12 protein-coding genes are annotated in these 15,297 nt (G+C 48.7%); 9 read left to right on the top strand and 3 right to left on the bottom strand.

The window, feature by feature from the left end:
• Positions 1–138: 138 nt before the first annotated feature.
• Together ACSV5M_RS14290 and ACSV5M_RS14295 are read left to right on the top strand one after the other, a co-directional pair.
• Positions 139–1,653: an AAA family ATPase gene (locus ACSV5M_RS14290; protein ID WP_439176915.1), complete on the top strand. Its 1,515-nt coding sequence runs from the start codon at positions 139–141 to the stop codon at positions 1,651–1,653.
• Positions 1,637–2,293: an HNH endonuclease gene (locus tag ACSV5M_RS14295; protein WP_439176916.1), complete on the top strand. Its 657-nt coding sequence runs from the start codon at positions 1,637–1,639 to the stop codon at positions 2,291–2,293. The genes ACSV5M_RS14290 and ACSV5M_RS14295 overlap by 17 nt, the downstream gene beginning before the upstream one ends.
• Positions 2,294–2,345: 52 nt before the next feature.
• Here the strand turns inward: ACSV5M_RS14295 and ACSV5M_RS14300 are convergent, their stop codons facing one another.
• A complete protein-coding gene (locus tag ACSV5M_RS14300) occupies positions 2,346–2,693 on the bottom strand; it encodes a hypothetical protein (protein ID WP_439176917.1) in 348 nt (115 codons plus the stop codon).
• Between the two features lie 151 nt (positions 2,694–2,844).
• Here ACSV5M_RS14300 and ACSV5M_RS14305 point away from each other — a divergent pair, with 151 nt between their 5' ends.
• From ACSV5M_RS14305 to ACSV5M_RS14320, 4 genes are all read left to right on the top strand, one after another.
• Positions 2,845–3,060 (top strand): helix-turn-helix domain-containing protein, encoded by a 216-nt coding sequence (locus tag ACSV5M_RS14305; protein WP_087468437.1) that lies wholly within the window; start codon positions 2,845–2,847, stop codon positions 3,058–3,060.
• 223 nt (positions 3,061–3,283) lie between these two features.
• On the top strand, positions 3,284–3,754 hold the full coding sequence (locus ACSV5M_RS14310) for a hypothetical protein (protein WP_439176918.1): 471 nt from the start codon (positions 3,284–3,286) through the stop codon (positions 3,752–3,754).
• Between the two features lies 1 nt (position 3,755).
• Entirely contained in the window at positions 3,756–4,067 is a 312-nt protein-coding gene (locus ACSV5M_RS14315) for a hypothetical protein (protein WP_439176919.1), read from the top strand.
• A gap of 129 nt (positions 4,068–4,196) precedes the next feature.
• Positions 4,197–6,017, top strand: a complete 1,821-nt coding sequence (locus ACSV5M_RS14320) for an alkaline phosphatase D family protein (protein ID WP_439176920.1) — start codon at positions 4,197–4,199, stop codon at positions 6,015–6,017.
• 71 nt (positions 6,018–6,088) lie between these two features.
• Here the strand turns inward: ACSV5M_RS14320 and gdhA are convergent, their stop codons facing one another.
• Complete coding sequence (gdhA, locus tag ACSV5M_RS14325) at positions 6,089–7,435, bottom strand: NADP-specific glutamate dehydrogenase (protein ID WP_439176921.1); 1,347 nt, start codon at positions 7,433–7,435, stop codon at positions 6,089–6,091.
• Between the two features lie 778 nt (positions 7,436–8,213).
• Between gdhA and ACSV5M_RS14330 the strand changes: the two genes are divergently transcribed.
• The 3 genes from ACSV5M_RS14330 to ACSV5M_RS14340 all read left to right on the top strand — a co-directional run bounded on the left by ACSV5M_RS14330 (position 8,214) and on the right by ACSV5M_RS14340 (position 13,758).
• On the top strand, positions 8,214–8,627 hold the full coding sequence (locus ACSV5M_RS14330) for a DUF488 domain-containing protein (protein ID WP_439176922.1): 414 nt from the start codon (positions 8,214–8,216) through the stop codon (positions 8,625–8,627).
• Between the two features lie 421 nt (positions 8,628–9,048).
• Complete coding sequence (locus ACSV5M_RS14335; protein WP_439176923.1) at positions 9,049–12,177, top strand: TonB-dependent receptor; 3,129 nt, start codon at positions 9,049–9,051, stop codon at positions 12,175–12,177.
• A 24-nt stretch (positions 12,178–12,201) separates the two neighbouring features.
• On the top strand, positions 12,202–13,758 hold the full coding sequence (locus ACSV5M_RS14340; RefSeq protein WP_439176924.1) for a tryptophan halogenase family protein: 1,557 nt from the start codon (positions 12,202–12,204) through the stop codon (positions 13,756–13,758).
• A gap of 56 nt (positions 13,759–13,814) precedes the next feature.
• On the opposite strand, the gene ACSV5M_RS14345 is transcribed toward ACSV5M_RS14340, so the two are convergent.
• On the bottom strand, positions 13,815–15,266 hold the full coding sequence (locus ACSV5M_RS14345; RefSeq protein WP_439176925.1) for a DUF7305 domain-containing protein: 1,452 nt from the start codon (positions 15,264–15,266) through the stop codon (positions 13,815–13,817).
• Positions 15,267–15,297: the final 31 nt, after the last annotated feature.

Genomic DNA, 15,297 nt, shown 5'->3' on the forward strand with positions numbered 1-15,297 from the left:
CGTCGAGAATTATCAAATCTCTCTCCATTAGGTAAGTCTAATTTGTACCCCAAAGTAGACACAGATTAAACTGGAAAATTAATTTTATTCTATTGGCATTGTTACCCAAACCTCATAAAACTAAAGAAAGCATACACCATGGCTCTCATTGAAGAAATCGAATTCAATAACCAGAATATTAGGCTGGCCATTCCAAACTCGGATGATTATAACGAAAACTATTTTTCCGTAATTGTCGGAAAGAATGGTGTTGGGAAAAGTAGGATTTTATCGAAGATAGCAGACAGCGTGATGAAAACTCCATACTTATTCGGTGGTGAATTCAAAAAACTAATAGCAATTTCTACCAGCCCTTTCGATAAATTCAAAGCAAATTATAAAACCGATAACTCTCCGTTCTCACCTCGCTACTCTTACATTGGCATAAAAAGTAATGGCGCATCCAGATCTCCAGCCATATCCTTGATTGCTGCAGCATCAGAAGGGATTTTTGAAAACTTTTTGAATCAAAGAGGGAATGTAAAACTCAGCTCTACGTTTGAATCTTTAGGCTTTCATCCAGAGGTTGTGCTTGCATTTAAAGTAATTTCCTCAAAAGACGACAGACCCCACTTTTACACCGAACAAATTCTTAACACAGATGAAATCAACAAAAGTCAACTTAAAATCTCAGCGGAACCTAAATATATAAAACGATCTTATATGCCAGACTTGTTTTCCATACCAGAGTCCTCTGATGCTAATAAAATGGAAACATATCGGCAGCTTGAAGAGGTTTTTAATTTTTTAAAAAATTATAACTTAGATGCTTCAGAAAAATTAATATCAAAACTTATGGGATTTAACACTCCAGAACGTTATGAAATTTTTGATTCCATGGCGGAACTAACCTCCGTTTTTCCGCGACACAAACCTTTCAGCGTAACACTGGATTTTTTTAATGGGCTGGTACTTTCTTCAACCGAATCCGAGTCAATGTTCAATCATCATTCGGAACGATATCAAAGAGAAAATTTAGTTGACCAACATCTACTGCTACATATAGCAAGACTTTTGCATGCCGATATAATTCAAATTAACGACATTAGATTAAAAAAAATGGAAACTGGCACTCTATCGCTTCGTCGTGCCAGCTCTGGTGAGCAATGCATAATGGTTATAATGCTTGGAATAGCAGGCCACATTGACAATGACACCTGTATTTTGATAGACGAGCCTGAAATTAGCCTTCATCCCGAATGGCAGGAGCGGTTCATGGATCTGGTAGTTAATTCTTTTTCTGATTACAAACGCTGTCACTTCATCGTTGCAACCCACTCCCCCCAAATTGTTTCTAAATTAGACAGCCGAAACTGCTTTGTTACATCGCTAAATTCTGGGCAAATTTATAGTTCCAACTATTTTCAAGGAAAGTCATCCGATTTTCAGCTTGCCGAAATATTTAATTCACCGGGCTCAAACAATGAGTATATTGCTCGACTTGCCTTCACTCTTTTATCAAAAATAAAGCACAATAAAAAAGTTACCGACTCAGATATTAACGAATATAAAAAACTGTTGACTCTTAGAGAAAACATTGCAGTAGATGACCCAGTTTTTCATCTGATTGGGTCGATTAAGCTGGTATTGAATCATTATGCCACTGATAAATAACGTCATTGAATTTAACAAAGAACAACAGGCAATAATAAAGACCCCACTGGGCAATTGGGATTTAACACCTGATGCGTGGGGATGTGATGAGTTATTGCAGATTCGTAGGGCAATCCGCGAATTTTATTCAAAAGAACAAGGCGGAACTTGTGCATATTGCCAACAAAACATTTCATTACAATCAACCCCAAACGCGCAAATCGAACATATTATCGCAAAGTCAATAAAATCAAAATTTATGTTTGAACCAAAAAATCTTTGCATCATCTGCGCAGACTGCAATGAAATTAAGAGAGACAAAGAAGTAACAAACCAAGAAGAGCTGGTATGTAAAAATGAACCCAAGATATATCCCCGGTCTTCCAGCGCTTTTAAGATAGTTCACCCACATTTCGATGATTGGCATGAACACATAGTCATGATCGGAGGTATTTATCTGGATTGGACAGATAAAGGGGAATTTACTATCAGATGTTGTCGACTAAACCGGCGCTTCAGGGAATACGGGTACAAACAGGAAATGGTTGACGACAAGGACTACATGGAGCTAATGAGTACGTACATGAAAACAGACAGTCCACAGTTAAAAGCTAAAATTCTTGAAACTATTGTAAGAAAATCCATTTGGGGAAAGGAATAATATGTGATTGAAAAAAGCAAGAAGATACATCCTTGGTCGATATCACCAGAAGCTAAATTCTTACATGCAGCTCTTGCAACCAATTGTCGAAATATTGAGATTTATCTCGCATCGCTCGGGCAAAACGCTCCAACCCTTGAGCACAGGTTTTATCCATTGGCTTGCCGCTCTTAGCATGCAGGCTTATAGATTCACAAAAGAAAGCGCAATAGTCATTGTATTCAGAGAACTCATCGCATAATTCTACAAATCCACTTTTAGAATCCTGAGGCTTGTCTTCCAGTGTTTGGGTATTGGTATTGGTTTCGCTTAGCACAATCCGTCCTCCATAAAGTCTCAAACTCAAATAGTTATAAAAGTCACTGACTGCGTTCGATCCGATGACAAAGAATGCAGCCATACTGCACTCTCAAAAGTACTCTGCCCCCTAGACCTCCGAAGATCCACACCAACAGGAGCATATAACAGCCACCAGGAATTGCTCCATTATCGGAGCAATATTTGCACCTTTTCTTGCCAAAATCAAGCTCCGATAACGGAGCAAGGCAAAAATGAATATTATTGGCCCTAATGTAAAACGACTGCGCGAAGCTCAAGGGCTTACGCAAGAGGAATTAACTGCTCGCTGCAACCTGATCAAATGGGACATTAGCCGTGGCACTCTGGCGAAGATTGAATCACAGGTGAGGCGCGTTACGGATGATGAGGTGCAATTGCTGGCAAAGGCCCTAAAGGTTGATATTGACGAGCTTTTTGAAAGCAAATGAATGAACCACCTAGCTTCTACGGGCCACCCTGTAGGACATATCGCATTTGGTCGGCATCCATAGATAGTTGCCCACCGCATAATCTATTGCTGTGACAATAGTCATATCGATTCTATATTCATTCCAGATACAATATCGTGGCGCGTTACTTTGAATGTTCGGGCGACGCAACATTGGCAGACTAATAAAGCAGCTCCAATCGAGTATCTAAAGGGAGAAGAATTTGATAACTCAATTTAAAACCATTTCTGATCTTAGTAAGATCATCAAAGAGTATGAAGAGAAATTATTGCTTCGACCGACGAGGAAGTATAGCCATCCCACGTTATATAGGAAACGCGACATCGGCGAGAGAGAAACTCTTTTCCGTGGAGTTAGAGATGGCGATTGGTTTTTCTCTGAGAATAAAGATTGGGTTTTACCGCATGATCAAATGGGGCTTTCATTTTCCTCCACTTTTAAAAACCTTAAAGACGTGTATCGCTTAAAAGGAAAATGGAGTCCTGGAGCCCAAGTGGATGTACACTGGATTATGGAACGACCTGATCTTCCTGCCGGGTTAAAATTCGTCGCGGATAGAAGTAAAAAAGGACACTATTTCCTAACCGTTACGGAACCCATGCTGCTTTCAACATTAATCAAGAAATTAAAGATCATTGCCCGCCAAATGACAGTTATAAGAGGATGCAAATAAGATGAGCATCATATATAGATTCCCCGAAGAGATTGAATTTGCGAAACATTATGCTGAAAAGCTCAATGATGAATTAACGCTTTCGATCTTAAATGCTGGCGAGGTTAAGAACTCCGCAGAAGCCAGGCATCTAAGCATGTTTTTTTGGCATATGGTGGATAGGTCTATTGAGGATCGGAATAACAAAGTGCTTTTGCCTTGGCCGGAAGGAGGCGAATTTTGGAGCGAGAAGCTAATGTATTCATTTTCGGGTTATCTGGAGAGAGCTGGCTTTGAAGATGAGTGGGAGGAAATCTCCGATATGCAGGATTAAACGCGCTGACAGGATCATTACAAATAAAATACCGCTGATGCTGCAATAAACAACCCATGAATTCCGTGTCATAACCCTGTCACGCTTCCCCCCGATACTTCAAGGCTTTGATTATTGGGGAATGCTCACATGCCTGATGTATCCAGAAGGGGTTTTATTCGTGCCGGGCTGTTTGGTCTTGGCGGTATTTATGTGACCTCCGTGCTGACGGGCTGCGGCGGTGATGACGATGGCAATAAATTGGGGATGGGGCGTTTTGCCCATGGTGTGGCGTCGGGCGATCCGCTGTCGGACAGCGTGGTGTTGTGGACGCGGGTCACCCCTGCCGATACCAGTGCGGAATCGGTAAGAGTCAGTTGGGAAATCTCCGATGCTGAACTTAATGTGATTGCCAAGGGCGCGGGCGATGCGCATATCTCCCGCGACTTCACCATCAAGGTAGATGTGCGCGGTCTGAGTACGGATACCCATTATCACTACCAGTTCAAGACAGCTGATCACACCTCGACACTTGGCCGTACCCGTACCCTGCCGGACAACACCAGCGACAGGCTGACACTGGCAGTGCTGTCTTGCTCCAATTACCCCGCCGGTTTTTTTCACGTTTACAACGCGGTTGCTGAAAAGAATGTGGATTTAATTCTGCACCTGGGTGATTACATTTATGAATACGGCCGCGAGGGTTATGCCTCTGAGTTAGCTGAGCAGATGGGTCGCTTGTCGGTGCCTGCACAGGAGATTCTGAGTCTGGACGATTACCGCGCGCGTTATGCGCAATATCGCAGCGATCCGGATCTGCAAAAAGCGCACGCGGCTGCGCCGTTTTTGGTGGTGTGGGATGACCATGAAATTGCCAACGATACCTACATTGACGGGGCAGAAAATCACAATGAAGGCGAAGGTGATTTTAATGAGCGTAAGCTCGCCGCCATGCGCGCTTATTTTGAGTGGCTGCCGATTCGCCCGAATAGCACTACCGGCGATAGCGAAGCGCTGGCGATGCCGTCCAGCATCTATCGTCAATTTCAGTGGGGTAATCTGGTTAACCTGCTGATGCTCGACACGCGCAACGAAGCCCGCGCAAAACCGCTATCGCTGACTGATTACGTTGACACAACAACCGGCACGTTCGATTTTGAGGGTTTGTTTGCAGACATCAATGATCCCACGCGCGAGTTGCTTGGTGCGCGCCAGCGCGACTGGTTAAGTGCTGCGTTGGGCACCTCCAGTGCAACCTGGCAGCTGCTCGGCCAGCAGGTGTTGATGGGCCGCATGAATTTGCCGTTTGCCATTGCGTCGCAACAAATGAGTATTCCCGATTACGCCGAGCTTGGCGCACTGGCTTTATTGGCTGCGCGCGCGCAACAGAACGACCCGACGTTAACCGCTGACGAACTTGCTTATCTGCAAGCCAACCAAGCACGTTTAACACCGCAGGTTTTGGCGTTACTACAAGCGCCCAACATTCCCTACAACCTGGATGCCTGGGATGGCTACGGCTATGCGCGCGAACAAGTGCTGAGCATGGCACGCGAGGCCAATGCCCGGCTGGTGGTGTTGGCAGGCGATACGCACAACGCCTGGGCCAGTGAATTGGCCGATGCTGAAGGCAATCCTGTGGGCGTCGAGTTGGCGACATCCTCTGTCAGCTCGCCGGGGCTGGAAGAATATCTCAGCATTCCGGAAGCGGCTTACGCGCAAACCGAAGCGGGCATTATCAATTTGGTCGAAGGCCTGAAGTATCTCAATACCGGTGATCGCGGTTTTCTCACGTTGGATATCAACCACGAGCGCATTGTGGCTGACTGGGAGTTTGTGTCGTCGGTCAAAGAAAGGGATTACAACATGCTGGAGGGTCGTGCCATGCGTATGATGGTGCAGGCCGATAACAGCAGCGTGTTGATACCTTACGCAGATGTTGATGAACAGGTTGCGCGCAACCTTGGCTGATTGGGTGGCAAGAAGAGCAATACTGAAAATAGCAAAACAATCGGCGCTGCATTTGCAGCGCCGAACATTATTTAAATAATACCGAACGCAATCATCGCATCCGCTACGCGCCGGAAGCCGACAATGTTTGCACCCATCACGTAGTTATTCGGCGAACCATATTCCGCGGCGGTTTCATAACAATTATCGTGGATATTTTTCATGATGGTTTTTAACCGCTGCTCGGTGTGCTCAAACGTCCAGGTATCACGGCTGGCGTTTTGTTGCATCTCCAGCGCAGAGGTTGCCACCCCGCCCGCGTTCGCTGCCTTGCCGGGGCCATAGGCAATACCGGCTTCAATCAGCACCTTAATACCTTCCGGCGTCACCGGCATGTTGGCACCTTCAGTGACCGCGATACAACCATTCTTTACCAGGGTAATGGCCGAACTTTCATCCAACTCATTTTGCGTCGCGCAAGGGAATGCCAACTGGCAGGGAATCGCCCAGATGTTGCCGTTTTCCAGATAGGTAGCCTGCGGATGATGTTCGCAGTAAGTGCTGATGCGCTCGCGCTTGATTTCTTTTATGTGTTTGATCGTCTCCAGGTTAAGGCCAGCCTGATCAACAATAACGCCGTTTGAATCTGAACAGGCCACCACATTTGCGCCGAGCATCTGCAATTTTTCAATTGCGTAGATCGCCACATTACCGGAGCCGGATACCACACAGGTTTTGCCTTCCAGCTCATCCTGACGTGCGCGCAACATTTCCTGCGCAAAATACACTGCGCCATAGCCTGTCGCTTCGCGGCGGACCAAGGCACCGCCCCAGGCGGGATTTTTTCCGGTTAATACGCCAGATTCGTAGCGATTGGTAATCCGTTTATATTGGCCAAACAAATAACCGATTTCGCGCGCGCCCACACCGATGTCCCCCGCCGGTACGTCGGTAATTTCACCAATGTGCCGATAAAGTTCCGTCATAAAACTTTGGCAGAAGCGCATGACCTCTGCGTTGGATTTTCCTTTGGGATCAAAATCCGATCCACCTTTTGCACCGCCAATCGGCATACCGGATAGTGCATTTTTAAAGGTCTGCTCAAAACCCAAAAATTTGATCGTGCCTAAACGCACCGAGGGGTGAAACCGAAGCCCACCTTTATACGGACCAAGCGCACTGTTAAAACCAACACGAAAGCCCCGATTAATTTGTACCTGGCCTTTATCGTCCTGCCAGGGTACACGAAAAATAATTTGCCGCTCCGGCTCACAAATTCGCTCAATGATTTTCTGTTCCGCATATTCGGGGTGTTTATGCAATACCGGCCCTAATGTTTCTATCACCTCGCTCACCGCCTGGTGAAATTCGTGCTCGCCGTAATTGTGTTGCACGATGTGATTGAAAATTGTATGCAGTCGTTCATTGATGGATTTCATAAGCTAACCTTTTTACCCTAGCGGAAATTAACACCGTCAGTTTGAGCTGATTTTGTCGCAAGTGCCAGCTCTACGATGCGATTTTTTCTTTGACTATGAAAGACACCGCGCTATCCCGAAAACGCGCAAAACTAAAAACCTGGATTGACACCACAGAAAATAAAGCTATGATTGATCCGAACATCATTTTTTATGCGACAGAGTTATCCATGAACGCCTTGCTTCGCTTTATCCTCAACAGAGAAACCCTCGCCTTTCCCTGCTAACCGGGCGGATTCGTCGCTCGCTGCTGCTTAAGATTCGCCCTGCACTTTTCTATTAACGATGACATTTTTTGTGTGCTATTCGATGCGCCCACGCATCGCCGTGGCTGCGCAAACCTGACCGTCAATTGAATTTGAGGAGGGCATTACGCATGCATGTTTTAACTCGCCGCTCGCTATAGGTGTTTCTATAGGAAATAGCTTCCAACATTAACCTCTGACGATGATCCAGCGGCAATCGGCGCAGAGGTCTTTTTGTCCGGAGTGAAACATGTCTAAAGAAAAAGCCAAAAAAGAACCGCAAAAATCCCTGAAAGATAAACGTCGGGAAAAGAAGGAAAAACGCGCAACTCAATCCATCGCTTCGCTGTAACATGATTCACGGCTCAAGGATGAGCCGCCCCGCAAAACCCCTCTATTAAAAACCCGGGCACCGGAGTATCTTCTTACAACGCATCTCACGCCGCTATATATGGAATACTTGCTGATACGTTTCCCGCGCCGGAGGAATGGCTATGCCTTACGACATCCGCCTTGATCGCGTTTATACACCCGTCACCGACGCCGACGGCGCCCGCGTATTGGTAGACCGCCTTTGGCCGCGCGGCAAACGCAAAGCCGAGCTGCAACTGACCGAGTGGTGCGGCGCGGCAAGCCCGCCGTCATCCCTGCGCAAAAGCTGGCACAGCGGAAAGATCGATGACGCCACCTTCACCCGGCGTTACCACGAGATGCTGGCGGCGAATGCCGATAGCCTCACCCCCCTGATGCGCTACGCCCGCGCCGGACGATTAACCCTGTTGACCGCCAGCCGCGACCCGGAGCACTCCCACCTGCCGATCTTGAAACGTGCATTGCTCGATGCATTAAAAAAGGAGGATGACGAAGCAGACGGCCGCGAACCCAGTTCGCCGACGTGTTATCAATAAATTCCTGCCGTACGCCCCTGCCAATACGCTCATTATCTTGTACGGAAATTACCTCCCCCCTTCAGAAACCAACAGCCAAAACATTAACCACTTCAAACTCTGAAAAATTTGGCTTTTTTATTCATCGATTGACAGATCCTGATCTTCGCCGATCCTGCCGTCAAATTCCCTCTAAATGCCCTGAAAACCCCACGCTCAATACATAATATAATATCAATTATACTTGTATACTAGGCTACTAGAATGTTGACACCGAAAAATAGTCTGTGTGACTATCCAGAGGTAGCAGTATCAAGTGCCGACATTTTCGGTTTATTTCTAATAATTAGCTGCCAAGGTGTCTTCCAGAAGGTGTCGCAAAGACGCCCAGCGGCAAACATCGAAAAGGAGGAGCTGCCATGCATGGCGGCTTGAGACAATAATGAAAGAAAATCCCTTTTACACCTGTAGTCAACCAACCATCGTTCGTCGTATTCCTAACTTTCGGCGCTCACTATTAACAGTGGCCATCGCGGCGTGTGCGCCGGCGGTTTTCGCGCAAACAACCCAAACGCAAAACGGTGATACGCCGTCGGTTGAGGAAATGCTTGTTACTGGCCAGCGCCAATCGCTCGAAAGTGCGATGGAACTTAAACGCGCTTCGGACACGATTGCCGATTCGATTGTGCTGGATGAAGCGGGCAAAGTGCCCAGCACTTCGCTGCTTGAGATTCTGGAGCGCACGCCCGGCGTGACCATGAACCGGATTCGCGCCGGTGCCGAAGGTTCGCCGGATGGCTTTGCGTTCGAGGGGTCGGGCGTTCAGGTGCGCGGCCTGAACAAGACCAAGACATTAATCAATGGGCGCGAGGTATTTTCCGCGAATGGCGGGTCTGGCTTGAGCTGGGCGGATGTCGGGCCGGAGCTATTGTCAGCGGTGACGGTTTACAAGGCGAGCCGCGCCGATTTGATTGAAGGTGGTGTGTCGGGCACCGTCAATTTGCAAACGCGCATGCCGTTTGATTTCGATGGCTTTAAAGCCAATGCGGCACTTTCCGGTAGTTATGGTGATTATTCCGAGGCGGTCACGCCGGCGGCTTCGGGCATGGTATCGAATCGTTTCGATACCGATTTCGGTGAGATCGGTGTGCTGCTCAATGTGGCCTATTCCAAGATCGAGTCGCACGACAGCAACATCATCGTTCCGCCTTACTACGCGACTCAATATGATCTTGATGGTGATGGCGATAATGAGCGGGTTTATGCACCGGGTGGCATTCGTTATTCTCAGGATCAGTTCGAGCGGGTGCGCGAGGGTTATTACGGCGCGCTCCAGTGGGCGCCCAATGAGAATCTGGAATTTTTTCACACCACATTTATTTCGGAGCGCGAGAGCGACCGTGACAGTCAGATCCTTTCGCTGGAACCTGGCGCCCCTGTTGGCGTGTTTGATGGCGCAGAATTTGATGATGGGGTCTTCGTCAGAGGCACGATCTCCAGCGCCAACCTCACCTCCGGCCTCAACGTATCGCCGAACTCAAGTTTTACGCCCTCCTTCAGTCGCACAGCTGATCACAGCACCGGCTTTAAACTTGAGCAGGACGGCTGGGACCTGAGCGGTAGCTATCAGTATGTGAAAGCAGAGTCGCGTTCGGGCAAATACAGTCTTGGTAACACTGTTATTCCAACAATCCTTGAAACCTACATGGATATGTCCGGCGACCGGCCAACGATTCGCTTCGGCTCAGAACTTTCAACAAATCCGGCTGATAGCGGGTTGTCCCGTATTAACTGGCTGAATATGTCGAATGAAGGTGAAGCGCATGCCGTCCAACTGGATGCCAACATCGACATCGGTGATGGTTTCTTCCGCAAACTTGCTGTCGGTGCCCGCGCTGCAGATCGCGAAGAATCCGATAGTTTTGTCGGCACCTGGTGGTCAGCGAGCGGGCGCGGCTGGAATCCGGTGCAGCGACCTTTCGTGAGCACAGCGCCCGAAGGCGATTTTTACCTTGAAGATTTTTCAGATTTTTTTAAAGGCGAGGTTCCATCGCTCGGCAGCGTGTGGATCGGAAGCGAACAGGTGAACTCCTCAGATCAATTCGAGCGCGTCGTTAACACCTACGCGGCTTGCGCGCCGGACCTGTACTACCAGTGTGGCAATCCGGAAGAAAGCTTTTACATGTACGGCAATCCGCCTAACCCTGCTTTTGATCAGTTGCCCTCCTTTTACGAAACGCAACACAAAACGCAATCGCTTTATGCCATGGTGGGTTTTGAAAATGAAGGCGATTCGTGGCTGACAAACTTCAGCGGTAATATCGGCGTGCGCTGGGTCAATTACGATATTGAAAGCGCGGGCAATTTCACTTACAGCGCGGGTGCGCGGTATTACGCGAGCCTTGCGGATGCGGAGGCCTCTGTGGAGGCGATGGGCGGTATCGAAAATGTAGCAGCCTGGCAAACAGCTAATGAAGGCGAGCAACCACCATTTACGATGGAGAGCGTCGGTTATGAAAATGATCGCGCGGGCAGCTTCGAAAAAGATTATTTTCTGCCGTCGTTTAACATCAAGTTCGAGCCGGCGGATGGCTGGGTTTTTCGCTATGCGTTGACGCGAACTCTCACGCCGCCGCGTTATCCTGACATCCGGGCGCAAGGCTCGGCCGGTGTTCAGACAACGGCAAACCCCCTCAACGACGCACTGGCCGCGCAATATCCTGACCAGGATGTCTCGATCCCCGCGATCTTCTCCGGCTACACCAATACCACGGGCAATCCGTATCTTGAGCCGGAAATCGCGTTGAACCACGACCTCTCGTTCGAATGGTATCCGCGCAAGGGGTCTTCGGTGCACATGTCGCTGTTCCACAAGACCATCGACAACTACGTTACCTTCAACAATTTCTCGTTCCCGGCGACCGAATTTTTCGCCGAAGAATATTACCCGCAGTCGGCACCTGTCGACGGCAGCGGTAGCATCTTTCTCGATGGGACTGTCACCAGCCGCACCAACTTCAATGCCGAGGAAGAGACGGTCATCAGCGGCTTCGAGCTCGGCGCGCGAACGTATTTCGATACACTGCCCGGCTGGCTAAGCGGATTTGGTGTCGAAGCAAATCTCACATTTATCGACAACGATGCACCGGATGCCTTTGCGCAGGACATCAACGGCGATCAACTTGAAGTACCGGTGATCGGGTTGTCGGAGTGGGCTTACTCAACCACCCTGCTCTACGATTGGGATAAAATCAGTGCGCGCCTGGCGTGGAACTGGCGCGACCGCTACCTGACGACGACCAACGATTCGGGCACGACCAATGTCTACGAGGATCCCTTTAACCAACAGCAGATTCAGTTTGGTATGCCGGTCTATGCGGCGGCGTCCGGTCGGCTTGATGGCAGTATTTCTTATAAACTGACCGACGCCATCAATATCAAACTGGACGTGCAAAATATCACTGACGAAGATCAACGAACCGAGATGGAAATTCTGGATGGGCGGTTTGTTGATCGTGGGATCTTCGTGACAGACCGCCGCATCAGCCTGCACCTTGGGTTTGAGTTTTAGAAGTTTGCATTTTAGGGAGCGGGAATGAGCAAGCGCGTTTTGATTGTCGGCGGAGGAACCGCAGGGTGGATGACGGCTGCCTATATGGCACGGATGCTGGCAGCGGATACGCCAGGCGGAATTTCCATCACGCTGGTTGAATCGGATGAGATTGGTATCCTCGGCGTTGGCGAGGGTACCTTTCCGATTATTCGCAAAACCATGAGCCGGATCGGCCTCGATGAAAGCGAATTGATTCGCGAGGCGGATGCCACCTTCAAACAAGGCATCCGCTTTAATCACTGGAAAAAAAATCCCGCCGATTATCCGCACGACACCTACTTTCATCCTTTCCAGGTTTGCTCTCAACACACAGATATGGACCTTCTGCCCTATTGGCTGCTTGGCGTTGCCGGCGATGTGCCTTGGGCGGAAGCCTGTACCGTGCAGGAACGGGTTGTGGATGCGAAGCTCGCACCGAAACTGATTACGCACCCGAATTACAACGCACCGCTGAACTACGCCTATCACTTTGATGCCGGAAAACTTGCAAACCTTGTGCGTCGCCGCGCGATGGAGATGGGCGTGAAGCGATTGGTCGACACCATTGATGCGGTAACACTTGACGAGCACGGCGCTATCGCGTCCGTACAGGCGCGCGCCCATGGCGAACTCACGGCCGATTTATATATTGATTGCACGGGATTCCGCGCGCGATTGATTGGCGAAACACTCGGGTCGGAATTCACGTCGTACAAGGATCAACTTTTCTGTAACCGTGCTGTGGCGATGCAGGTGCCCTACGATCAACCGGACGCGCCCATTCCCTCTTGCACTTATGCCACCGCACAAGCAGCCGGATGGACCTGGGACATCGGGTTGCACAATCGTCGCGGTGTTGGCTACGTTTATTCTTCTGACCACTGCAGTGATGAAGCCGCGCTGGACAATTTGAAGCGGTATATCGGGCCCGCCGCGAATGAATTGACGCATCGGCAACTGAAGTTCGAAGCCGGATTCCGCAAGATCCAGTGGCATAAAAACTGTGTGGGCATTGGCCTGTCGGTCGGGTTTATTGAGCCGCTGGAAGCCACCGGTATCAGCTTTGCCGAAGTTGCCGCGCTGATGCTCTGCAATTTATTTCCCTGGTCGGGCGATACCGAGCGCTCGGCCCGGCAGTTCAACGACGCCATGACCAAACGCTTCGAACATGTCATCGACTTTATCAAGCTGCATTATTTTTTAAGCCAACGAACCGACACTGATTTCTGGCGCGACAACCGGGCACCCGCGTCGGCTTCTGATTATCTGCAAGGAAAGCTGGAACAGTGGCGACACAGACCACCGTCGTTTCTCGACGTTGATGCCAGCCACGACATCTTTGACGAGAACAGCTGGCAGTACATCCTCTACGGCATGGATTTCAAAACCGACATCACCGCTCGCGCGGGTGCCTTGCGGTTTTATGATGATGCCAAACAGGAATTTGAAAAGATTCGCCAGCAAAGTAAAAACGCGCTGACGGCAGTACCCACGCATCGCGATTTGATTAATGAGGTGGTGGCGCGTGGCTTTCGGAAAGTAGCGAGCGGTCAGCGATGAGTTCTTTCAAAATAAAGCCAGGCAATTGCCTGGCTTTACATGTGTGGTTCGTGCAATTAATCCGCTACAGGCGGTACATATTCCACCTGAATTTCCTTCTCAACGGCTATGGCTGATGGAGAATAAAGCCGCAAGACTAACGTCTGCGCGCCTTCTTCGAGTGTTTTATTAATCGAAAACCTCGCCACGCCCTCGGTGCTCAGGTCTAGCGGGTAAGAATCACCATCCAGCAACAACAATAAGAACTCGAAAGGCCAGGACGTTGTTATTTCTCCCGTCACGACAATTTCATTCGTGTTTAATACGGTTCCGTTAACAGGCAATACATTGTGAAACTCCGGCGGGAGATAGTATGGAATGTATACTTCGCGGGTGTATTCGTTTCCATACAGATCTTCCAAGGTTACCGTAAAATAGTTGTCACCTATCGCCAGTTCAATCTCAAAGTAAGCGGCTAAACCATTAATTATTTCCGGATGAAATTCTCCTGATATATTGCGTACCGTCGCTCGTGTGATTTGAATGTTGCTTTCGGTTCGTGAATCAAGGCTTGCGTAGATTGGCGCTATGTTGTTTGTTACTGTCGCAGGGTCATATTCAATGAAAACAGTGCGAGGAAATATCGGGGTAGAACGTTCGCCATAACAGAGGTCCGTTATATATATACCCAAAGCAGCTGACTGATCGAAAATCACTTCGCTTTCACTTTCCAAGTGAATGTATTGACCCACCACGCCCCCATAAATTTTTGCACCGTGACTCAGGATCAATTCATTCTCGGTCACAATAAATGCATGAGTTTTACTGAGCACATGAAATTGCGAAGAGCTTTCCGTGTAGATCGCAAGGCGTGAAGGATCTTTGGTGTTGGCATTGATCTGGGCTTTGAACGGAACGTCAAGATGGTTCTGAACAAATAGGTTAACCGCTCCATCACCAATGACTTCAATCCTGCTCTCCACTTCCATGCGAAAATCGCGCACATAGTAATTCCCTTCCGGTAAACGCAGGGTACCTTTAAATCCGACGAACAACCTGTCGATAACATAACGATTTCCGCGCGAGGAAAATTCGCCGGTAGCATATTCCTTGAGCTCCACTTTACCGATATCCTCAAAGTCCTCACCGATAATCATCTTCTTCCCCGCAGGGACAAGATACTCAAGTGTTGAGTTGGTTCCAGGAAGAGAGTCAAGCCATAGCTTAACCACAGGGTCACCGCCAGCAGAACAATGCTGGCTGCCGCAGCTTTTTATTAGTGACCACTGATTGGAGGTAACCGTAGGCGCTCGAAGTTGCTGACTGTACCCATTGGCAACTCTTGCGTTGTAACCAAAATTAATAAAGTTTTGATAACCACCGTGGGTCTGGACACCGTCTTGAAATATTCCATTGCAATAGGGAAGCTGCGCTACCACCGGGTTACTGAGAAACGAAAAAAATAACGTAAGCACAGCAAAAACTGCAACACGTAAAGGGCGAGATAACATTTCTATTAAATGATTCATACTGGACTCCTTGAATGACTGGTATAGAAGT

The sequence above is a fragment of the Cellvibrio sp. ARAG 10.3 genome (genome assembly GCF_051846955.1).
Classification (GTDB): Bacteria; Pseudomonadota; Gammaproteobacteria; order Pseudomonadales; family Cellvibrionaceae; genus Cellvibrio.